This window comes from Duncaniella sp. (assembly GCF_029056165.1).
GTDB lineage: Bacteria > Bacteroidota > Bacteroidia > Bacteroidales > Muribaculaceae > Duncaniella.
Map to the genome: position 1 here is coordinate 50953 of NZ_JAIDBW010000037.1, position 21060 is coordinate 72012.

At 50.8% G+C, this 21060-nt stretch carries 19 protein-coding genes; 7 read left to right on the forward strand and 12 right to left on the reverse strand.

Annotated features, from left to right (window positions below; translation table 11 throughout):
• Positions 1–44 precede the first annotated feature (44 nt).
• The gene (locus K2G41_RS08910) at positions 45–1244 is read right to left on the reverse strand and encodes an efflux RND transporter periplasmic adaptor subunit (RefSeq protein WP_300117446.1); all 1200 of its coding nucleotides are present in this window, start codon (positions 1242–1244) and stop codon (positions 45–47) included.
• Positions 1245–1488: 244 nt separating this feature from the next.
• Here K2G41_RS08910 and K2G41_RS08915 point away from each other — a divergent pair, with 244 nt between their 5' ends.
• Positions 1489–2709: an MFS transporter gene (locus K2G41_RS08915; RefSeq protein WP_300117448.1), complete on the forward strand. Its 1221-nt coding sequence runs from the start codon at positions 1489–1491 to the stop codon at positions 2707–2709.
• A gap of 218 nt (positions 2710–2927) precedes the next feature.
• Here K2G41_RS08915 and K2G41_RS08920 read toward each other — a convergent pair whose 3' ends face one another.
• The 6 genes from K2G41_RS08920 to K2G41_RS08945 all read right to left on the reverse strand — a co-directional run bounded on the left by K2G41_RS08920 (position 2928) and on the right by K2G41_RS08945 (position 8038).
• Complete coding sequence (locus K2G41_RS08920) at positions 2928–3899, reverse strand: PhoH family protein (RefSeq protein WP_300117450.1); 972 nt, start codon at positions 3897–3899, stop codon at positions 2928–2930.
• A 265-nt stretch (positions 3900–4164) separates the two neighbouring features.
• Entirely contained in the window at positions 4165–5106 is a 942-nt protein-coding gene (locus K2G41_RS08925; RefSeq protein WP_300117452.1) for a DUF6048 family protein, read from the reverse strand.
• Between the two features lie 23 nt (positions 5107–5129).
• Positions 5130–5690: a DUF6452 family protein gene (locus K2G41_RS08930; RefSeq protein WP_300117454.1), complete on the reverse strand. Its 561-nt coding sequence runs from the start codon at positions 5688–5690 to the stop codon at positions 5130–5132.
• A gap of 88 nt (positions 5691–5778) precedes the next feature.
• Complete coding sequence (locus K2G41_RS08935; protein WP_300117456.1) at positions 5779–6315, reverse strand: nitroreductase family protein; 537 nt, start codon at positions 6313–6315, stop codon at positions 5779–5781.
• 86 nt (positions 6316–6401) lie between these two features.
• Positions 6402–7370, reverse strand: a complete 969-nt coding sequence (locus tag K2G41_RS08940; protein ID WP_300117458.1) for a glycosyltransferase family 2 protein — start codon at positions 7368–7370, stop codon at positions 6402–6404.
• A 101-nt stretch (positions 7371–7471) separates the two neighbouring features.
• Positions 7472–8038: a DUF4199 domain-containing protein gene (locus tag K2G41_RS08945; RefSeq protein ID WP_300117460.1), complete on the reverse strand. Its 567-nt coding sequence runs from the start codon at positions 8036–8038 to the stop codon at positions 7472–7474.
• 96 nt (positions 8039–8134) lie between these two features.
• Between K2G41_RS08945 and K2G41_RS08950 the strand changes: the two genes are divergently transcribed.
• The 6 genes from K2G41_RS08950 (at position 8135) to K2G41_RS08975 (ending at position 12891) form a co-directional block, all read left to right on the forward strand.
• The gene (locus tag K2G41_RS08950) at positions 8135–8665 is read left to right on the forward strand and encodes an LptE family protein (RefSeq protein WP_300117462.1); all 531 of its coding nucleotides are present in this window, start codon (positions 8135–8137) and stop codon (positions 8663–8665) included.
• 43 nt (positions 8666–8708) lie between these two features.
• The gene (locus K2G41_RS08955) at positions 8709–9626 is read left to right on the forward strand and encodes a hypothetical protein (protein ID WP_300117464.1); all 918 of its coding nucleotides are present in this window, start codon (positions 8709–8711) and stop codon (positions 9624–9626) included.
• A 2-nt stretch (positions 9627–9628) separates the two neighbouring features.
• On the forward strand, positions 9629–10015 hold the full coding sequence (secG, locus tag K2G41_RS08960) for a preprotein translocase subunit SecG (RefSeq protein WP_300117466.1): 387 nt from the start codon (positions 9629–9631) through the stop codon (positions 10013–10015).
• A 140-nt stretch (positions 10016–10155) separates the two neighbouring features.
• Positions 10156–11988: an ABC transporter ATP-binding protein gene (locus K2G41_RS08965; protein WP_300117468.1), complete on the forward strand. Its 1833-nt coding sequence runs from the start codon at positions 10156–10158 to the stop codon at positions 11986–11988.
• Positions 11989–12016: 28 nt separating this feature from the next.
• Positions 12017–12193, forward strand: a complete 177-nt coding sequence (locus K2G41_RS08970) for a hypothetical protein (protein ID WP_300117470.1) — start codon at positions 12017–12019, stop codon at positions 12191–12193.
• Positions 12194–12426: 233 nt separating this feature from the next.
• Positions 12427–12891, forward strand: coding sequence for an Lrp/AsnC ligand binding domain-containing protein (locus tag K2G41_RS08975; protein WP_300117472.1), 465 nt, complete (start codon positions 12427–12429; stop codon positions 12889–12891).
• A gap of 107 nt (positions 12892–12998) precedes the next feature.
• Here the strand turns inward: K2G41_RS08975 and K2G41_RS08980 are convergent, their stop codons facing one another.
• From K2G41_RS08980 to dnaE, 5 genes are all read right to left on the reverse strand, one after another.
• Entirely contained in the window at positions 12999–14351 is a 1353-nt protein-coding gene (locus tag K2G41_RS08980) for an AAA family ATPase (protein WP_300117474.1), read from the reverse strand.
• Positions 14352–14675: 324 nt separating this feature from the next.
• Positions 14676–15245 carry a hypothetical protein gene (locus K2G41_RS08985; protein WP_300117476.1) on the reverse strand — a complete coding sequence of 190 codons (570 nt, stop codon included), beginning with the start codon at positions 15243–15245 and terminating at the stop codon, positions 14676–14678.
• Between the two features lie 444 nt (positions 15246–15689).
• Positions 15690–16010 carry a thioredoxin gene (trxA, locus tag K2G41_RS08990; RefSeq protein WP_300117478.1) on the reverse strand — a complete coding sequence of 107 codons (321 nt, stop codon included), beginning with the start codon at positions 16008–16010 and terminating at the stop codon, positions 15690–15692.
• Positions 16011–16105: 95 nt separating this feature from the next.
• Positions 16106–17104 carry a TlpA disulfide reductase family protein gene (locus K2G41_RS08995; RefSeq protein ID WP_300117480.1) on the reverse strand — a complete coding sequence of 333 codons (999 nt, stop codon included), beginning with the start codon at positions 17102–17104 and terminating at the stop codon, positions 16106–16108.
• A 141-nt stretch (positions 17105–17245) separates the two neighbouring features.
• Positions 17246–21055: a DNA polymerase III subunit alpha gene (gene dnaE / locus K2G41_RS09000; RefSeq protein ID WP_300117482.1), complete on the reverse strand. Its 3810-nt coding sequence runs from the start codon at positions 21053–21055 to the stop codon at positions 17246–17248.
• Between the last annotated feature and the right edge of the window lie 5 nt (positions 21056–21060).

A 21060-nucleotide genomic window follows, 5' to 3' on the forward strand; every position in this document is an offset into this window, starting at 1 on the left:
CTTGAGACATCCTTTGACTGACAGAAATGTGAATGAATTTTTGATTATTTTGCTGCGGGAGCTTGTGCGGCTTCGGCGGGAGCTTCACCGGCCTGAGCGGGTGTACCCTCGGTTTTGGGAGCTACGGGATTGATAGCCATGCCGTCGGAAAGTTTGGTGCCCACACCTTCGATGGCGATGCGCTGACCGGGCTGGAGGCCGGAAGTGACCACGAAGTTCTTGCCGTCATTGTTGGCCTCGACTACGATGGGAGTGGAGACAACCTTGTTGGAGTCGTTGACCACATAGACGAAGCGGCGGTCCTGAAGTTCGAAAGTGGCCTTCTGGGGGATCACGAGCACTGATTCCTTGTTGTCAGGCATGATGATCTGGCCTGTGGCACCACTGCGGAGTATGCCCTGCGGATTATTGAAGAGGGCGCGGACGCTTGACGCACCGGTATTGTTGTCGATCACACCCGAAACTGTGGCAACCTTGCCTTCGAGGGGATAGATATTGCCGTCGCTCATCTTGAAGCGGACTTCGGGGAGTGCCTTGATGGCTGCTTCCATGCTGCGCTCGCCTTCACCGACGAGGTTGAGGAGATCATTTTCGGTAAGTGAGAAATAGGCATAGACCTGTGAATTGTCGCTGACGGTGGTCAGGGGCTGGGCTGAAGAGGGAGATGCGAGTGAACCTTCACGGCTGGGGATAGTGCCGACCACGCCGTCGCTGGGCGAGGTGACTACAGTGTATGCGAGGTTCTTCTGTGCTGAAGCCAGAGCAGCCTTTGCGTTGGCGAGCTGTGACTGTGCCTGAGCGAGAGAGTTCTGAGAGAGCTGATACTCGTATTCGCTGATGATGTTTTTGTCAAAAAGAGCTTTTTTGCTGTCGGCGGTCATCTTGGCGGTGTTGACTGCGGTCTGCGCGCTGTTGACAGCAGCCTTGGCCTGATCCACAGCTGCTTGGAATGTCACTTGGTCAAGTGTGAAAAGCACTTGGCCTTTGCGTACGTGCTGGCCTTCATCTACGTGAACCTTGGTGATGAATCCTGTCACCTGCGGACGGATGTCGATGTCTGTCTTACCCTTGATGGTAGCGGGGAAAGTCGAGTTCAGATCCGCTGTCTGTGGTGTAAGAGTGATTGTTGCGATTTCGGGTGCCGGCATCTGCATCTGCTGTTGCTGCTTCGAGCATGAGGGAAACAAGGCCACGGCTGCGAGCATCATTCCGATGCTGCTTTTCGATAACGCGATGGATTTCATTGTCATTCTTTTCGTTACTTATTTATACCTATTTTTACTATTTTCCGAATTTTAAGGTGCAAAATTACCAAATGATTAGCCAATAAGCGAAAAATGGCACAATAAAAATTGTAAAATTGTCAATAATGCCCTCATTTCTTCCTGTTTTGACCAATCGGCATTTTGTAAATCCAATATAGCAACCTTGAAAATAAATTCCTACCTTTGCACTCCCAAAATAAAGACCCAGTTCATCATTCCAATCATGGCAAATTTTTTCCGGAAACTCAAAGGACTGGCTGCAACGCCTAATTTCCACATATTGCTTGCGCTCAGTGCCGCCCATTGTCTCAATGATCTGCTCCAGTCAGTCATCACGGCTGTCTATCCCATGCTAAAAGCTGACCTCGGTATTAATTTTGCCGAAATCGGTCTCATCACGCTTGTCTATCAGCTTGCTGCCTCTATCTTTCAGCCGGTGGTAGGCTATGTGTTCGACCGCCGTCCGTTCGTGTGGAGTCTTCCGATTGGCATGTGTTCCACGGCAATCGGTATCCTGCTTTTCGCTTTCAGTACATCCCTTCCCGGCATCCTCTTTGCCGTGTTCATGGTGGGTCTGGGCTCTTCGACTCTCCATCCGGAGGCTTCGCGCATCACTTCGCTTGCCGGCCGTCAACGGCGTGGTTTTGCGCAGTCGGTCTTTCAGGTCGGTGGCAATTTCGGCGGCTCGATCGGTCCGCTGCTTGTAGCTCTGATCGTCGCTCCTCATGGTCGTCAGTATGTAGCTCTGTTCCTGATCTTTGCCCTGCTATGTTTCCGAGCCATGGCACCGATATGCCGCTGGTACGCCTCATATCTCCGCGATGTGCGTAGCCGTGAGGTCCGAGCCGAACGCAAGGCGCATCTTCCGCTGTCTAAATCTCGCACAATCTTCACTATCTGTGTCATAGTCATACTGATTTTCTCGAAGTATGTCTATATGGCGAGCCTTTCGAGCTATTATACATTCTATCTCATCGACCGTTTCGGGATCACAGTGTCGCTTTCGCAGATCTGTCTTTTCGTATTTGTGGTCTCGACAGCTGTCGGCACTCTTGTCGGCGGTCCCGTCGGTGACCGTTACGGACGTAAGACGGTGATATGGATATCAATACTTGGGACTGCACCGTTCTCGCTGCTTATGCCTCATGCTGGCCTTTCGCTAACAATCGTCCTGAGTTTCTGTGCGGGCTTCATGCTCTCGTCGGCGTTCCCGGCCATACTGCTTTACGCGCAGGAGCTTCTTCCGACAAAACTCGGCATGATCTCCGGCCTTTTCTTCGGCTTCGCTTTCGGTGTGGGTGGCATTGCATCGGCTGTCCTCGGTGATTTCGCTGACGCTTACGGCATTGAAGCCGTCTATCGTTTCTGCGCCTACACCCCCCTGCTCGGCGTTGTAGCCCTCCTCCTTCCTGACCTCAAGAAACGTTCCCTCCCTCCGGCATAAATTATCATTACGCGGAATAAAATTTAAACTATCATTTAGGCGGAATAAGATTAAAAATATCATTTAGACGGAATAAAATTTGTAGGGACGCGGCACGCCGCGTCCCTACAACTCATCGGGAAAAATTCCCTACAAATTATAGGGAAAAATCCCTGCAAGTCATAAGAAAAGATATAGATATAGGTATTATCTATACTCTACACCTATTCCTCTATACTTTACACTTTCCCCTCTATATTTTTATTCTCCCCTTCCTGCTTGTCGAATTGATTGTACGCTTCGACTATGCGCTGCACGAGGGGATGGCGGACAATGTCCTTTTTACCGTATTCGATGCGTCCTATACCGGGGACATCCTTCAGCACCTTCAGTGCTTGGATGAGACCTGACGTGACTGACCTTGGGAGATCGATCTGTGTGGCATCGCCGGTTATGATCATCTTGGCATTCATGCCAAGACGGGTAAGGAACATCTTGATCTGCTGCACGGTAGTGTTCTGAGCCTCGTCGAGCACGATGATTGCATCGTTGAGCGTGCGGCCGCGCATGAACGCCAATGGTGCGATCTGTATGACGTTTGTCTCCATGTATTCCTTAAGTTTCACGGCCGGAATCATGTCCTCCAGAGCATCGTAGAGGGGCTGGAGATACGGATCGATCTTGTCCTTCATGTCACCGGGCAGAAAGCCGAGCTTTTCACCTGCCTCCACAGCCGGACGCGACAGGATGATCTTGCGGACCTCGCGGTTCTTCAGGGCGCGCACGGCAAGAGCGATGGCAAGATAGGTCTTACCAGTGCCGGCAGGACCGAGAGCGAAAGTCAGGTCATTTTCATGTACCGACTTTACCATGAGGCTCTGATTTGTGTTGCGCGGGCTGATAGGCTTGCCGTTTATACCGTAGATGATCACATCGTCATGCTTGGGTGTTTCAGGCGATTTCCCCTTGACGATATCGAGGATCACGTCCTCAGTGAGCTTATTGTATTTGACACAGTATTCTTCGAGTTCCTTTATGCGTTTTTCAAATTCAGCGGTTTCCTGCTCATCGCCGATCACCTTTATCACCGATCCTCTCGCAGCCATGCGGAGTTTCGGAAAGAGGTTGCGTATCAGCTGCATGTTGCAGTTGTTGACTCCGTAAAAATTCACCGGATCAACATTATCTATAATAACAATTCGTTCAATCATGAGAATTAATGTATATGATCTGATTAAAGATAAGTAACTCTTAAAAATTAATTTATACGATGTGTGAGATTTATTTTGAGATAAAATCCGAGAATGGTGATGGAGCGTATAGGATATACAGTCCGATGAATGGATTTTAGCCAAAATAAAGCCATAGAGAGTATAAAAGTCCCGCAAGGGTTACTAACGAAAAAACTTATTGACGTTTTAATATTTAAGAGTTGGTTAAGGTAAATTGTTTAGTGTTATGGCTTGTCTCTACTTGCTACTCAATATTTTGTGGCTCGGTGCTCTGTTCCGGCTTTTCGATAACGATTCTGTCATTTCCCTTCTTGAGCTTTTTGAAGGGAATGGTGTACATAAGCGAGAAGTTGCCGGTCATGGATGCACCGCGTTTGCCGAAACCGGGGATGAACATCGGTTCTCCCACAGGATTTTTGCTCTCGTGCATGACCGAGTGATAGATGATGTTCCATCCGAGCGACCACGCCTTGTAGATCTTAACTTTCAGTCCGAAAGTTATCTCGATGTAACCTACGGTGGATCTTTGATCAGGGATGGTGAAATGCGACGGATCATTCCAGTAGCCTTCATCGACCGTCACGTCTGTAACGCTCCATTTGAAGTTGGTCAGACCGTAACGCAGACCCATCTGCAGTTTGTAGTCGGGATTTGAGTTGTAAAAGAAATTATAGGACGCACCAAGTTTCACGTAGGGCGACACGGGAGTCCTGAACGTGAAGTTAGATCCGTCGGGGGTGTCGTTGCAGTTATCCACTCCGATGGCGAGGAAGGGAAAATAGCGGTTATGGAGGCTGACTTCAGCCCATACGTCGCCGAGTCCGTAGTGAGATCCGGTGGCGCGCATGAGGCCGTTCCACAGGTTTACACCACCAATTATCTCATGGAGCAGCGGGTATTCCATCTTAGGAGGAGCAGCGAGCATTCCTGAATCGACCACTTCCTTGCCGGAGACGGTATCGACAAGGATGGTATTGCCGTTGGGATCAAGCATCTCGACGAGATTCGTGCGGTCAAGTTTCCGTTCGCGCTCCACAGTCGGTGTAGTTCCGGGTGAAGTGGGCTGGACGGGAGTGACGCGTCGCTGTGCCGACAGCTGAAGGCCGACGGCAGTCACGATTACGAGCGTCAGCAAGCGCGCCGGCAATCCGAAGGACGGACGTATGTGTGATATGAGTCTGTGCATTGTCATAGGCAGCTTCCAAGTGCTCATTCTTCCTGTACGTCCCCATCTCCATCTCCATTGCCGTCGCCGTCACCGTCACCCTCGTCAGGGTCAGCCGTGCGGAAGAAAATCTTGATCCGCTCGATGTCAAGATTCGTGATGAGTGAATCCGTGACCGCGACGGAGTCGATGAGATGAGTGGTGTAGGAGTAAGAAGTGATTAGGTAGTGATACATTGCTCCGCAGTCCTCCGATGCGAAGTAGGGTGTAGCCGTATAGTCGAAGCGGATCGTATCGACGAGCCACGGATAATCAAGGGCCTTCTGTTTGTACTTGATGTAGAACTCCGTTGAAGGACTTGTGGCACGCAGAGGAAGATAGACCTGTGAGGCGCGCGAACCCGGTCCGAGCAGGAGGGTGTCGTTGGGGGCATCGACACCTCCGACTGCGATAGAGTCGGGGAGTATGGACTCTTCGGTCGAGCTTGAGTAGAAGCCGGCGAGGGGAACCGAATTCTGATTCTCCGTACATCCGACGTTGCTGCACGCGCTCACAGCGAGCCATATCGCCACGACGACCGTGATTATGTGGAAAAAGCTTTTCACAAAAGAGAGTGGGCGTTTATATTATTGTTTATCGTGTGCGGGTTTGCCATTCAGGTCGGCATACGCGGCACGCCGCGTCCCGTAAGGATCAGAACTTACCCCATTTGACTATTTCCGAAAGCTCTTTACGCTTCTTGACGGGAGCTTCTGTCCCTTCGGCGGGATAGCCGATGGGGAGAATGGCTATGGGCTCTACGCCATCAGGTAGTCCGAAAGCCTCGCGGACGGGCTGCGGATCGAAGTTGCAGATCCAGCATGTCTCAAGTCCGATGGTCGTTGCGGCGAGACAGAGATGCTCCACGGATATTGCCACGTCGATGTCGGTGTGGTCCTTGCCGTCGCTTCCGCGGTGCCAAGCCTCGTCATGGAGACCGCAGGCCACGATAAATTCCGGTGCTGTGCGTGCCCAGTCGCGGTCATAGCTTTTCAGGATTGCAGCGCGCTGCTCCTCGGAGTCTGCCACGAGAAACATCCATGGCTGGCGGTTGCAGGCCGAGGGTGCGAGACGTGCAATGTCGATGACCGTCAGGATGGCGTCGCGCTCGACCTTGCGGTCGGAGTAGGCGCGGCATGAGAATCGCTGTTCGGCTATGCGGTATAGTTGGGGGTATGCGTTTGATTTCATTGTCAGTCCTATTTTATTGGCCGGTCAGTCTGGCCGGCGTGGTAATGCGTATGTTCTTGTTCGTTCCTCTGCCGGTGGCGGGATCTTCATTCATTCTCCTTGACTCCGAGCCACTCCTTGATCTCGTAGTGGTTGCGTCCCGGAGCGTTGCGGACAATCAGCTCGCCGATAAATCCTGTAAGGAACAGCATCGTTCCCAGTAGCATCATTGTGAGCGAGAGATAGAAATATGGTGAATCCGTCACGAGTATGTAAGGATTGCCGTGAGCCATGTCCCAGAGTTTCCCGAATCCGACCACCATGACTGCGATGAATCCGATGATGAACATGAGCGAGCCCAAGAGTCCGAAGAAATGCATCGGCTTAGCTCCGAACTTACCTGTGAACCATAGTGTTGCGAGGTCAAGATAGCCGTTGACAAAGCGGTCGAGACCGAATTTGGTGACTCCGTATTTACGTGCCTGATGATGCACCTCTTTCTCTCCGATGCGGCTGAAGCCGGCGTTCTTGGCGAGATAGGGGATGTAGCGGTGCATGTCGCCATAGACTTCGATGTGTTTCACCACATCCTTGCGGTAGGCTTTCAGGCCGCAGTTGAAGTCGTGGAGGTTCTTGATACCGCTGACCTTGCGGGCTGTGGCGTTGAAAAGTTTCGTCGGGATGGTTTTCGACAGCGGATCGTAGCGTTTGCGCTTCCAGCCCGACACGAGGTCATAGCCGTCGGTCATCACCATGCGGTAAAGTTCGGGGATCTCGTCGGGCGAGTCCTGAAGGTCGGCATCCATCGTGATCACCACGTCGCCCTGAGCGGCCTTGAAACCGGTATTAAGGGCTGGCGATTTCCCGTAGTTGCGGCGGAACGATATGCCGTGGAGTGCGGGATTCTTCTTAGTGAGGTCACGTATCACCTTCCATGAGTCGTCGGTGCTTCCGTCATCGACAAAGATCACCTCATACGTGAAGTCGTGGTCAGTCATCACGCGCTCGATCCATGCGGCAAGCTCCGGGAGCGACTCGGCTTCGTTATAGAGGGGTATGACCACTGATATATCCATTGTCTGTTGTCCTGTTGGGTTGGTTAAATTCCGGTTTGATTTTTTTGTTTGGTGAACTGTTCCTTGCCCGGTGTGATCCGGACGGAGGAAGAGGGTAGGGCTTATTCCATTCCGCGTTCCCGTCGGTGACGCGCGCTCTTGTGGCGCAGAGCGAAGAAAGAGCTGATGAGTATTGACAGGATCGATCCGCTGACGATAGCGGCCATGATGAGTTCGGAGATTATGGCCATCGGCGATGGAATGAAGTTGGCTTTTATCAATTGCTCGGCCATGTCGGCGGCCTCCTCAAGTGACGTCCCCGGAGCCTGACGCCCGACCTCCACGAGGTTCTTGAGCTGATTCAGCACAAATTCCGGCTCGATCCATTTCATGTAGATCGCAAGGAATGTGCTGCATATCAGCATACCGCACACGAAAGTCACCACGCCGAGCATCCACATCATCGGGAAGGTGGCACACTCCTGAAGCTCGCGGTCATAACGCCTGATCATCAAGAAGATCACCACCGGGACTGCAACCATCAGCGTGAACGACAGCAGGCCGAGCATGGGAAGCTTGGTGGCGAATATGGAGCTGAAAAACATCAGCGTGAGATAGAGCCCGAAGATCAATCCGAAGTCTGCGCCACGGCGGTAGGGTGAAGTTATTATTTTTCTGTCTGAAGTCATGGATTTTAAGGATGTGAGGGAAGTAAGATTCCTCACGACTTGCAAAGTTAGTTATTTTTTGGCACTTTTTCAAGAAAGTTGTAACTTTGTGCTTCCATGAATGCATTTCCTTTTAAATATATCCTCCAGCGACTCCTTATCCTGCTCGTGTTCTGCGGGCTGGGAGGATGCAGGATTAGCTATAAACTCAATGGCGCGGCCATTGACTATTCGGTCTATAAGACCATTTACGTGTCCAACTTCCCCATTCGTGCAGCTCTGGTCTATCCTCCTTTGCAGCAGACGTTTGAAAACGAGTTGTTGGACTACATTACGCGCAACACCCGTCTGCGCACCGTCGATAATCCCAACTCCGATCTTCAGCTCGAAGGCGAGATCACCGGCTACAGCCTTTCGCCGCAGGCCGTGACGGAGAACGCTTACGCCTCGCGCACGCGACTGACCATTCAGGTCAAGATCCGTTATGTCGATAATAAGGCCGAGGGCAAGGATATCGACCAGACTTTCAGTGCATACCGCGACTTTGACAGTTCGGAGATGCTCACCGATGTGCAGGATCAGCTTTGCAACGAGATCTCAAAGGAACTTGTTGATCTGATCTTCAACGCCACTCTCGGTGACTGGTAATCCGATGAGTATTTACAAAACAATCTTAGCCTGAGTCAAAATCATGGACGACGCTCTAAGCCATTACCTCCGCGCGCTTGCCGACCCCGAAATCCCGGTCAGCCTCTCAGCCGTAGAACGACTCATGAAGGATTACCCCTTCTTCACGCTTCCCGCGCTCACGCTGATGCAGCGAGAGGGGAGCGCGCTTCCTGCCGAGACACGTCGCAAGCTGCTGGAACACATAGCCCTGAATGCACCTGACCCGGCCGCTTTCGCCGCGCTTTCCGATCCTGAACGCGACACGTGGACCGATTTTTATCCCGCCGAGCGTAAAGCACCGGTGACGACCGAGAATGTCATAGATACCTTCCTCGCCACCTACGGACATTCGTCTCCTCAGGAGGATGCCTTGCTCGAACGGCTCATCTTTCACCCGACTGCGGATTATTCCATGCTCCTTGCGCGCGAAGAGCAGGAGGTTCCCGAACCGCAATCCACGGTGACCGATGATCCGCAGGATGCCCTTATCAACTCTTTTCTCCTCAAATACGGGGATTCCTCCGAAAATGAAACCCTCCCTGTGCCTGAAGCTGTTCAGGCTGCCCCGGATGTGACGGCCGAGGTGACAGGGGATGATCCGGTTGACGATGAGGTGACGGCGGAGTGCGATCCACGGCCGGCCGAATCGGTCGGCCCCGATGTTGATGCCGCCGATACGGTCGCTTCTGATGAGCCGGATGTCGCCGCGCCGGTTGACCATCCGGTGGGCATCTCAGAAGTCGCAACCGACACCTCACTTAGCGAGAGTCTTGCGAAAATCTATATACGCCGGAAGCGTTATGACAAAGCTTTTGAAATAATTCACGGTTTGAGTTTGAATAATCCAAAAAAAAGTGTTTACTTTGCAGACCAATTGCGCTTCCTGCGTAAATTAATGCTCAATTCGAGTCTGAAAGAAAAAAATAAACCATCAAATTAACTATGTATATCGTATTGATCATCCTGACGCTCATCTGCGCTGTGCTTCTCATCTGCGTTGTGCTCGTTCAGAAGTCCAAAGGCGGAGGCCTTTCATCATCGTTTGCCGGTTCAAACCAGATCATGGGCGTGCGTCGCACCAACAGTTTCATCGAAAAGCTTACTTGGGGTCTTGCAGGTGCAATCTGCGTTCTCTCGATCCTTGCCACTTTCGCAATGCCCAAGGCAATCAACCTCAATTCTTCGCGTGTGACAGCTACTCCTACCGAGCAGGTTGTTCCCGGTGACTTCAACACTGCCGCACCTGAGGCAGCTCCTGTCGCCGCTCCCGCCGCTCCTGCATCGGAGACTCCTGCTGAAGCTCCCGCAGAGACTCCCGCAGCTGAATAATCGGTCTGCCGATAGTTGGGTTGAATTATCTTATACAGCCTGCTCTGACACATTGAATTTTATTTCAAAAGTCGGTGCAGGCTTTCGTCGTTATCCCGGCCATCATCTGGAAGGGCCGTCATAATCCACAAACTTTACTGATGAAAGAATTTTATCAAATACTTCTCCGCTTTGTCCCGCCTTACAGGAAGTATCTTTTCCTGAACATATTTTTCAACTTTCTCGCAGCCTTCCTCACCCTCTTTTCGTTTGCCCTGATCATCCCCATTCTGGAGATGCTCTTCAAGGTCAAGGAGGCTGTCTATGAGTTCATGCCTGTCGGGTCAGCCTCGCTGAAGGATGTGACTATGAATAATTTCTACTGGATGACGCAGGAGTGTATCAATGACTGGGGTGCGATCCGCACTCTCGTAGCTCTCTCGGCTCTCCTCGTAGTGATGACGGCTCTCAAGACCGGGGCTACATACGCCAGCCTCTACTATGTGATCCCGATGCGCGCCGGTATCGTGCGTGATATCCGCAACTTTGTCTATGACAAGATCGTGTCGCTTCCGATATCCTACTTCACCTCCGAGCGTAAGGGCGATGTGATGGCCCGTATGACCGGTGACGTTGCCGAGATTGAAAATTCGATCATGTCGTCGCTCGACATGCTTTTCAAGAATCCCGTCATGATCATTGTCTGCCTTACAATGATGATCTTCATCTCATGGCAGCTCACCCTGTTCGTGCTCGTACTTCTGCCTATAGCAGGTATGATCATGGGGCGTGTCGGCAAGCGTCTGAAACGCAAGTCGCTTCAGGGACAGCAGCAGTGGGGTCTGATCATGAGCTATATTGAGGAAACCCTCGGCGGCCTCCGCATCATCAAGGCTTTCAACGCTGAGGACAAGGTGAGGGATCGTTTCCGCAACGGTAACCAGCGTTTTTTCAACATCACTGCTTCGGTGCAGCGTCGTCAGTCCCTCGCTCATCCCATGAGTGAGCTTCTCGGCACGCTCACTATCGCCATCGTGCTCAGCTTCGGCGGTGCACTCATCCTGACCGGAACATCAGGGATGAACGCGGCCTCGTTCATTTACTACATGGTGATCTTCTACAGCATCATCAATCCTGCTAAGGATCTCTCGAAGGCTGTCTATAACATTCAGAAAGGTCTTGCGGCAATGGAGCGTGTGGATGCCATCCTCGCCGCTACGAATCCCATCACCGATCCTGAAAAACCGAAGGAGATCAAGGATCTGCAAGGCCATATCCGCTACGATAACGTGACTTTCGGTTATGATCCTGAACTGCCGGTCGTGAAGAATATAGATCTCGATATTCCCGCCGGAAGTACGGTGGCTCTCGTCGGGCAGAGCGGAAGCGGAAAATCGACACTCGCCGACCTCCTCCCGCGCTTCTATGACATAAACAAAGGCCACATCACTGTCGATGGCTGCGATCTGCGCGACCTCCGCGTGCATGATCTCCGCAGCTGCATGGGCAATGTCAATCAGGAGGCCATTCTGTTCAACGACACCATCTTTAACAACATTGCTTTCGGCGTGAAGAACGCCACGATGGAGCAGGTCGTCGAGGCGGCCAAGATTGCCAACGCGCATGAGTTCATCCTCGCCACCGAACAGGGCTATGAGACCAATATCGGTGACCGTGGCTGCCGTCTGTCAGGCGGTCAGCGTCAGCGGCTGTCCATAGCGCGCGCCATCCTCAAGAATCCGCCGATACTCATTCTTGACGAAGCAACCTCCGCTCTCGACAGCGAGAGCGAGAAGCTTGTGCAGGAGGCTCTGGAACGGCTGATGAAGGACCGCACCACGCTCGTCATCGCCCACCGCCTTTCGACCATCAAGAATGCCGACTTGATCTGTGTGCTCCATGAGGGTGAGATCGTCGAGCGCGGTACCCACGATGAGCTTCTCGCACTAAACGGCTACTACACCCGCCTCGTCGAGATGCAGTCGATGAAGTGATAAGTATGAAAAAATAATAATTTGATCCATGAAAAAATTTCTCAACGCATTTTTGGCGTTTCAGATTGTTTTTTTTGTTGCTGCAATCCTGCTCTGGTTCAACAATGAGCTTAAAACCAGTGCTTTGATTCTTGATGTGGTTGCGGTCGCAGTGTTTTTCGGCTACTATCTTGTTTCCGTTAAGGAGCTGCGCAAGCGGAGCTGACGTATGTCTTTACGGAGCGTGAGGCCTACTCTCCATTTTACATGGATTCATTCGTGGATTTAAGCATTTTGTTGGCAAAATGTTGGTAAATGGCTAAATAATATGTATATTTGCCATGAAATTATCTTAAACACGCTTTCCTGTCCTCAGCCTGTGCCGATTCGGCTGAGCCTCTGGCTTGACATAGTGCTTCAATCTTTGTCGGACGGAAGTGACTTTTTGACTTTTGCAACATGGAAAAAATTGACAATTTAGACAGGAAAATCTTAGAGATCATCATGCGCAACGCGCGCATTGCATCCAAAGACGTCGCACAGGAATGTGGCGTATCCCGTGCAGCCATCCATCAGCGCATTCAGCGTATGATAGATCTTAATGTCATTACAGGTTCGGGTTATCTTGTTGATCCGAAGGTGCTTGGCTACCGCACATGTACTTATATCGGTGTAAATCTCGAACGTGGAGCCATGTACCGCGAGGTAGTGCCTCAACTCGAAAAGATACCCGAAATCGTTGAGTGCCATTACACCACCGGTCCTTACTCAATGCTTATCAAGCTCTTCGCCCGTGACAATGAGCACCTCATGGAGCTTCTCAACGACAAGATTCAGATGATCCCCGGCGTTGTGGGCACTGAGACCCTTATCTCGCTTGACCACAGTATCAGCCGTGTCCTCCCCGTCACTTACTGCGATTAATCTCCATTATTCCCTATACCGGCCCCTTCGCCTCTGTTCTATCTGATGGCGCAGGGGCCGTTAATTTTTCGCTTTATCACTGACAGTTATGCCTATCGGCCCAATGGTCAGATGAGTATTTCCGTTTCGTCTGATCCATTACCGTTAAGAAACATGATGTAGTATATTGGCAGATACGTTACATCACCTTTTATCGTGACCTCACGTGCGTTGGAAAAGACGTAGCCGTTTCCGATGTTGTATTCCGGAGTGGCGAGCAGTTTGTTGAGCGCACTGTGGACGGTGTAGTCTTTACCTGATTTTATTTCGATCGGAAGAGCCTCCAGTGTTGTGAAATCATCTACAAGATAATCCACCTCACCTTTTGATTTATTATCGTAATAGTAAAGCGAGTGATTATGAGCAGCCAGTTCCGTGGCGGCCACACATTCATAGACGGCACCGAGATTTATGCTGCACTCGTCGTCGAGTATGGGTCGGATATTGTTTCGGTAAAGCAGGCCGGTCATCAAGCCGACATCGTTAAGATAGAGTTTCAATAAATTCTTTTGTCCTGATTCAACGAGAGGAAAGGAGGGATTGGATACAGCCTTTACCTCAAGGGCTATTCCGGAGGCTGAGAGATAGTCGATCTCCTCCATATAGTCACTGGCGTGCTTGCCTGATTTCCCTTCGATGTCTTTATAGACAAGTCGTTTTTTCTTATTCTCCATATTGGATGGTATCATTTCATAGATACGGCTTATACGCAGACGGTGTTCTTCATCATATTTCGATGCGTCAATGGCATATAATGTGTGGATGTCACGCTGAATTTCACGGATTTTGACAAGATTTCGAGTCTCTATATAGGCATTTACTGCATCGGGAAATCCGCCTGTGAGCAGATAGCGTTTGAAAAGGTCGAGAATCTTTTTGTGTAAAGCTGGTTCAAGGCTTTGACGTGCGTTGAAGCACACCTCCATTTCTCTGATTACATTGTGTCCCACACCATTGGCAATAAGAAATTCTTCAAAGTCGAGAGGATACATCTTGACGATATTAATACTGCCGAGTGGAATGGATGTGGTGGTTCTCAAGGCTATTCCGAGCATTGAGCCGCTGGCAGCGTAGGCAAAACGATTGTCGGCGCGCAGAAATTTCAGCAGTGTGAACAAGTGGGGGTACTGCTGGATCTCGTCAAGAAAAACAAGAGTGTCTTTACGGTTTCCCATACGGTCACCGGCTATCGCGCTTAGATTGAGATAAAACTCCTCTATATTTGTGATCTTTTCAAAAAGACGGTCACCCTCGTAATCTTCAATCAGATTGATCTCGATTACATTTTTAAAGAGTTTCTCGGCCACATGGCGTATGATATAGGATTTCCCTATCTGTCGTGCACCTGTGACAACTAAAATCTTATCAGAATCATTGGAGAGATGCCTGTATATGGTGGATTCAATCTTTCTGTAAAGCATGATCTTACACTTTTCGTAATAAAATTATGTCACAAAACTACACTTTTCCAATAAAATAAGCAAGTAAAAACCACACTTTTCCAATAAAAAAGTAGCTCTGAAACTACACTTTTCCATAAAAATCAGCAGCTAAAATATACACTTTTCCTATAATTGTATTTATAGTTTTGCTCGTTAAAAAGGTGTATTTTTAGTATGAAAATATATAAATTTCGATATTTGTTAAATTGCTGAATAACAGCTGTATATTTTGTGAATTCGGCAAGTTGAGACGATTTCGTTCGGCAAGTTGAGGCTGGTGATGACGGATGGATGTGTTACCATTTATGGATGCCGGCGTGCTATAGCATTACGTCTGATCCTTTTATTCCTGACTTTGGAGACTGTTGGGGTAGGGATATACTGGTCCGTGTCCGTCGGTATGACCGGAATATCAATCTGTGAGGACTGATGCCCGTTGGCGCATAGCGGTAATGAACCCGGCTTTGATTCACTGAGAGGGGACGACGCACAGTCCGGCCCGTTGTCCGCCGTCGTTTCATCCGTCTGCGTTCCAGAGGATTCAGACACCTTTCCAATGCCCTTTGCAGCACGGCGTTCGGCGGCACGGCGACGTGCGTCAGCCGAGCGACGGATAGCTTGATCGATGTCGTGACGCAGACATATAAAGATAGTCAGCAGAGTCTCGTCGGTCCACCGGCGTTGCGGACACTCTCCACGGAGCATATACGCATTGACGAGTTTCATAAGCTCGTCGGTCCATAAGCGGCCATAGCCTAAATCCTTGAAAATCTGTTCGCCTTTAGCCCTTAATTTTTCATAGAAGGCCCGTGATACCGGATAGAGCCAAGCTTCTTTCTGAGTCTTGGCTGATTTCAGTTGTCGGTTATTCATGGAGAGATTGAAATGAGAGTGGGAGATGTTTTTGAATGATTCAGGTGGTTGTGCTAAGATGTATTACTTGGCTACACACGCAGGATGCTGCAAAATTACTACAGTAACCATCCATTAAGGTGCGATAATGAAAACGCCGGCTAAAAATACATTCACCGAAATACCCCCATCAGAGCCAGTCATTTCCATCAGGGTCCGTCACCCTTTCAAATTTTGTAGGGGCGCATTTCAATGCGCCTCCATCACGGTACAATCCAATTCGTTAATACCTTCAACCTCACTGCCAGCCCACAACCAAGCGGACGGACACCCCACGCTTCGCGGTTCAACAAAAACGTGGCCGACTGATCCATCCGTTTGGTCAAGGTGGGGCTACTTATAAAAAAGATGGTGCAGCCCAAACTATGGACTGCACCATCTGATATGACTGTTAACGCCCGGTTTTTAGAGTTCGATAAGCTTCTTGATCTGCTTTTCGAGAGTCTCCTTAGGCTGCGCTCCGGCAAGACGGAGATCGCGTACCTGCTCACCGTTCTTGAAGAAAAGGATGGTGGGGATTGACATGATGCGGAACTGGGTAGTGAGATCGTTCTCCTCCTCGATGTTGTACTTACCGATAGCTACAGTGTCCTTGTATTCCTCGGCGAGTTCTTCAACGACGGGTGCCATGCGCTGGCAGGGTCCACACCAAGTTGCCCAAAAGTCGATTACTACGGGTTTGCCGGAGGCGATGATGTCGTGTACGTTCTGGTCAGTGAATGTCATGATGATATTTGTTTGAAGGTTGTTATGCTGAGTTATTTTTTTGTTGGTACAAAATTACGCAAATTTCCCGAAAGAACCTCTAAAATAAACCGATACTATTTATTAAGAATCCTATTAATTTGTGTAATAGTATTTAAAGGATTTCCTGACCGTGCGACAACCTTACCGTCCGGTCCGAAAAGAATAAGCATCGGGAGGACGCGGAATCCATAGTCGGTCATGGGTGTATCGCCACAGTCAATGATCTGAGGCCAAGGGTAGGCATGTTGCTCTATGGCTTTGATTGAGCTTTGTGGTCTGTCACTCACGGCCACGCCGATTATTTCGAAACGGCCGTCGGCCTTGAGATTCTGGTAGAGCGGTTTCAATGTATTTGTGGCCATCTTGATGCATCCTCCACACCAGCTTGCCCAGAAATCCACGAGTACATATTTCCCTTTTCCGACATAGTCCGAGAGTCTGACGTCCTCACCTCCGGGTGTCTTGCCGGAGATATCGACAAACGGTTGGCCGATCCATGTGGAGCGCATACGGTTGAAATCCTGATCGGATATCTTGAATCTCTCACGTTCGCGCACATGCGGGGCCACGAGCGCATAGACCTCGCTCCATTCATCAGGCGAACAGAACTCTGTGTAATTGGCCAAGGCCATTTCACCAAAGGCATTGTCAGGATTGCTCACGATCACCTCACGGAGCAGTCCGGGAACTTCATCAGGGGTGGCATTGGAGAGTTTTTCTGTAAATTCCTGTGATTTACCGAAAAGAGGTCCGCCGGAAATCTGCCGGGCATTATCAATATCCACTGTCGATGTCCCGTCCTCGACGATGAGGGCACAACTGATTTTCTTAGTCTCTTTGGAATAGCCCAGTAGGCTTCCGGCGAAGCTGACATCGCTCTGGCCTTGAAGTATGAATCGACCGTCGCGGATAGTATCGGAAGCAACGGAGCCTCCGCCGAAGTTGTCATAAAGGGAGATCTGACAACCTTCGAACGCAGGATCTGAGACCTGTCCTTCTACCCGGTAGCTGAACGCGGAGCAGTGTGAGGAAAGAGTGATAATGGATATAAGAGTTAGAAATAATTTTCTCATGATGCATGAATTTTTTGTTGCGAAGGGATACTCGAAATCAAGTTAAACCAAATAAATTGTCTCGTCTGAATTGTCAGAAACGCTGAATATTAATTGTATGTACTGCTTTTCTGACATGAAGGAGATCATGTTTGGATATGGTTAGTCATTGATACTGAAATGAATATCCTCTTCGGAGAGCGTATCGACGAGTTTTCGCGAGATAGGAATGCGGCGGTTGGAGCGCAGATGGAGCGAGCGGTTGATCGACGGATCGAAGATACGGAAGGTCAGCTCGCCTTGTGCTGCGGGATCACGCTTGATCTCCTCCTCGATCAGTTCCTTGATATGCTGGGTCACCTTGTCAGATGGGAGGTCGATCGTTATTGAGTTGATGAGCTTCCCTTTGACATCGCTGAGCAGCGTCATGCTGAGGATGTTGAAGCGCACGGGCGATGACGGAAAACGCTTCTCGAAGCGTCCGCGGATGAGGATGGGCGTACCGGGGACACCGTAATTGTGGAAATTGATGTAGTTCTGCTCAAAGAGCATGAATTCCGCGCTTCCGGTGTAGTCCTCGATTTTCAGGATGCCGAACTGGCCGCCGTTGCGTGCCGGACGGCTGGTGAAATCCACCACCATGCCTCCGAACATCAGTTCCGTTCCCTCGATCGGCTCGGCCTCGTTGTAGCCCTTTATTGTACATGTGCCATAGGTCAGTTCCATGTAGTAGGGATCGAGCGGATGTGCGGAGAGATACATCCCGACGAGCTCGCGCTCACGTTCGAGTTTCACGGCTGCCGCCCATTCTTTCTGTGGAACCATCGGCGGACGGCCTGCTGTAGTCATATCTACGTCGTCGCCGAAAAGCGACATGGCAGCGTTGTGCTTGTCGTTCTGGAACGCCTGACCGTAGCGGACAAGAGTCTCGGTAAAGACTTCGCCACGTGGATTCTCATAGAAGAAATCCTCGCGTTTGACGCCCTCGAAACTGTCAAATGCACCTGCATAGACAAGGTTTTCAAAAACTCGGCGGTTAACTGCCGACGAGGGTACACGCTCCACGAAGTCATAGATCGACTCAAACGGACCTCTCTCCTTGCGCTCGTTGATTATGGCCTTGACCACGTTCTCGCCTACGCCCTTGATGGCTGCGAGTCCGAAGCGGATGTCGCCGTGGGTATTGACACCGAACTCCACAAAACTTTCGTTGATATCCGGACCGAGCACGGAGATCTTCATGCGCTTGCATTCGTCCATGAAGCCTGTGAGCTTGTTGATGTCCGAGCGGTTGCGCGTGAGCACGGCGGCCATATATTCCGACGGATAATTAGCTTTGAGCCAAGCCGTCTGGAAGGCCACCCATGAGTAGCACGTGGCGTGTGACTTGTTGAACGCGTAGGAGGCGAATTTCTCCCAGTCGGCCCAGATCTTTTCGAGCACCTTCGGGTCATGGCCGTTGGCCTGTCCGCCTTTCAGGAAGAGCCCTTTGAGCTCGTTCATCTTGTCGATAAGCTTCTTACCCATCGCCTTACGCAGTGTGTCGCTCTGGCCTCTGGTAAAGTTGGCGAGCAGACGTGACAGGAGCATGACCTGCTCCTGATAGACCGTCACACCATACGTGTCCTTCAGATATTTCTCCATGATAGGAATATCGTAGGTGATGGGGCTGCGGCCATGCTTGCGGGCAATGAAGTCGGGGATATAGTCCATAGGCCCCGGACGGTAGAGGGCATTCATGGCTATGAGGTCCTCGAAGGTGGAGGGCTGGAGTTCGCGGAGATACTTCTGCATACCGGCGGACTCGAACTGGAACGTACCGACCGTGTTGCCCTGACTGTAAAGTTCGTAGGTTTTCGGATCGTTGATGTCGATATTGTCGATATCAACATCGATTCCGCAGGTCTGCTTTATGTTGGAGATCGCTTCCTTGATGATCGAGAGTGTCTTGAGTCCGAGGAAGTCCATCTTGATTAGACCGGTATCCTCGATGATCGAGCCTTCGTATTGCGTCACGATCATCTTGTCGTTCTCCTTGGAATCGACGCTCTTATCCACGGCTGTGGCCACCGGGACCCAGTCGGAGATCGGGTCACGGCAGATGATCACACCGCAGGCATGAACACCCGTGTTGCGGACATTGCCTTCGAGACGGCGGGCATATTCGAGGGTCTCGCGTATGAGGTAGTTGTTGGAGCTTAGTTCGGTTGCGAACTCCGGGACATATTGGTAGCAGTTCTTCAGATTGGTTTTAAGCGTTTTGCCGTCAGGTCCGTCAGGCATTCGCTTAGGGACAAGGTTGGCAATACGGTTGCTCTCGGCAAGCGGTAGCTGCTCCACGCGCGCCACATCCTTGATGGCCGATTTGGCCGCCATCGTACCGAAGGTGATGATATGGGCCACGTTGTCCTCGCCATACTTCTCCGTCACGTAGTGGAGCACGTCGGCTCGTCCGTCATCGTCGAAATCCACATCGATATCAGGGAGTGATATACGGTCGGGGTTGAGGAAACGTTCGAAAAGGAGGTCGTATTTGATAGGATCTACCTGCGTGATACCCAAACAGTAAGCAACCACACTACCTGCGGCTGATCCACGGCCCGGTCCGACGCTCACGCCAAGTTTGTGGCGTGCCACGTTGATGAAGTCCTGCACGATGAGGAAGTAGCCGGGGAAACCCATCGTCTTCATGATATAAAGCTCGAAGCGTATGCGCTCTTCCAGTTCGGCTGTGAGAGGAGAGCCGTAGCGGCGTTCCGCACCCTCGTAAGCGAGTTTCGACAGGTAGTCGGCCTCGAATTTTATGCGGTAGAGCTTGTCGTAACCGCCGAGTTTATCGATCTTTTTCTGGGCGGCTTCAGGCGAGAGGACCACGTTGCCGTTCTCGTCGCGTGTGAACTCGTCAAACAATTCCTGCTCGGTGATGCGGCTGCGGTATTCCTCCTCCGTTCCGAAATCGGCAGGGATTTCGAAGAAGGGCATGATCGGTGGATGGTCAATTGAATAGACTTCCGTCTTGTCGAGGATCTCAAGCGTATTTTCAAGAGCTTCAGGCAGGTCGGGGAAGATCGCTGCCATCTCGTCCTGTGACTTGAACCACTCCTGTTTGGTGTAGCGCATACGGTCAGGATCGGCCACATAGTTGTTGGTCGATATGCAGATCAGGCGGTCATGAGCCTCGGCATCCTCGGCGTTGATGAAATGGGAGTCGTTGGTGGCCACGATCTTTATGCCATGTTTGCGGGCGAGATCTATGAGGACGGGATTAACTTTCTCCTGTTCGACGTATGTCTCGCGGTTGCCGCCGGGAGCGTTGGTTTTATGACGTTGTAACTCAATATAATAGTCATCGCCGAAGGTTTCCTTGAACCACAGCACCTGCTTTTCGGCTTCCGCGAGGTTGCCTTCGGCTATCAGACGGGGGATCTCGCCACCGAGACAGGCCGAACAGACGATCAGTCCCTCACGGTGGGCGGCGAGGGTTGTTTTGTCAGTTCGAGGATGGTGGTAAAAGCCTTCGGTATGGCTTTGGGATACGATTTTGATGAGGTTCTTGTAGCCTTTCAGGTTTTTGGCTATCACGACGAGGTGACGGCCCTTGTCCGTTTTGTCCGAGCGGTCTGAGAGAGAGCCTTTGGCCACATACATCTCGCAGCCGAATATGGGTTTGAAAGCGAGTTTCTTCTCTATTTTCGCTATCTCCGGCGCAAGCTCGGCTGCCACTTTGTCGGCTTCCCCTTCGGGAGCTTCCTCGATTTTCTTTTTGAGGTCGGCAAGCTTGCCTTTGTATTTACCCTTGACCTTATTGACATAGTTGAAATACTCCTTGATACCGAACATGTTGCCATGATCGGTCAGGGCGAAGCCGGGCATACAGAGATCCATCGCCTTATCGACAAGCCCCGTCACCGAAGCCTGCCCGTCAAGGAGGGAATACTGACTATGTACGTGAAGATGAACGAATTGCTGCATATTTT

Excerpts from the sequence above, each read along its gene's own strand:
- K2G41_RS08910 (WP_300117446.1), bottom strand. The coding sequence starts at position 1,244 with ATGAAATCCATCGCGTTATCGAAAAGCAGCATCGGAATGATGCTCGCA.
- K2G41_RS08915 (WP_300117448.1), top strand. The coding sequence starts at position 1,489 with ATGGCAAATTTTTTCCGGAAACTCAAAGGACTGGCTGCAACGCCTAAT.
- K2G41_RS08920 (WP_300117450.1), bottom strand. The coding sequence starts at position 3,899 with ATGATTGAACGAATTGTTATTATAGATAATGTTGATCCGGTGAATTTT.
- K2G41_RS08925 (WP_300117452.1), bottom strand. The coding sequence starts at position 5,106 with ATGCACAGACTCATATCACACATACGTCCGTCCTTCGGATTGCCGGCG.
- K2G41_RS08935 (WP_300117456.1), bottom strand. The coding sequence starts at position 6,315 with ATGAAATCAAACGCATACCCCCAACTATACCGCATAGCCGAACAGCGA.
- K2G41_RS08940 (WP_300117458.1), bottom strand. The coding sequence starts at position 7,370 with ATGGATATATCAGTGGTCATACCCCTCTATAACGAAGCCGAGTCGCTC.
- K2G41_RS08945 (WP_300117460.1), bottom strand. The coding sequence starts at position 8,038 with ATGACTTCAGACAGAAAAATAATAACTTCACCCTACCGCCGTGGCGCA.
- K2G41_RS08950 (WP_300117462.1), top strand. The coding sequence starts at position 8,135 with ATGAATGCATTTCCTTTTAAATATATCCTCCAGCGACTCCTTATCCTG.
- K2G41_RS08955 (WP_300117464.1), top strand. The coding sequence starts at position 8,709 with ATGGACGACGCTCTAAGCCATTACCTCCGCGCGCTTGCCGACCCCGAA.
- secG (WP_300117466.1), top strand. The coding sequence starts at position 9,629 with ATGTATATCGTATTGATCATCCTGACGCTCATCTGCGCTGTGCTTCTC.
- K2G41_RS08965 (WP_300117468.1), top strand. The coding sequence starts at position 10,156 with ATGAAAGAATTTTATCAAATACTTCTCCGCTTTGTCCCGCCTTACAGG.
- K2G41_RS08970 (WP_300117470.1), top strand. The coding sequence starts at position 12,017 with ATGAAAAAATTTCTCAACGCATTTTTGGCGTTTCAGATTGTTTTTTTT.
- K2G41_RS08975 (WP_300117472.1), top strand. The coding sequence starts at position 12,427 with ATGGAAAAAATTGACAATTTAGACAGGAAAATCTTAGAGATCATCATG.
- K2G41_RS08980 (WP_300117474.1), bottom strand. The coding sequence starts at position 14,351 with ATGCTTTACAGAAAGATTGAATCCACCATATACAGGCATCTCTCCAAT.
- K2G41_RS08985 (WP_300117476.1), bottom strand. The coding sequence starts at position 15,245 with ATGAATAACCGACAACTGAAATCAGCCAAGACTCAGAAAGAAGCTTGG.
- trxA (WP_300117478.1), bottom strand. The coding sequence starts at position 16,010 with ATGACATTCACTGACCAGAACGTACACGACATCATCGCCTCCGGCAAA.
- K2G41_RS08995 (WP_300117480.1), bottom strand. The coding sequence starts at position 17,104 with ATGAGAAAATTATTTCTAACTCTTATATCCATTATCACTCTTTCCTCA.
- dnaE (WP_300117482.1), bottom strand. The coding sequence starts at position 21,055 with ATGCAGCAATTCGTTCATCTTCACGTACATAGTCAGTATTCCCTCCTT.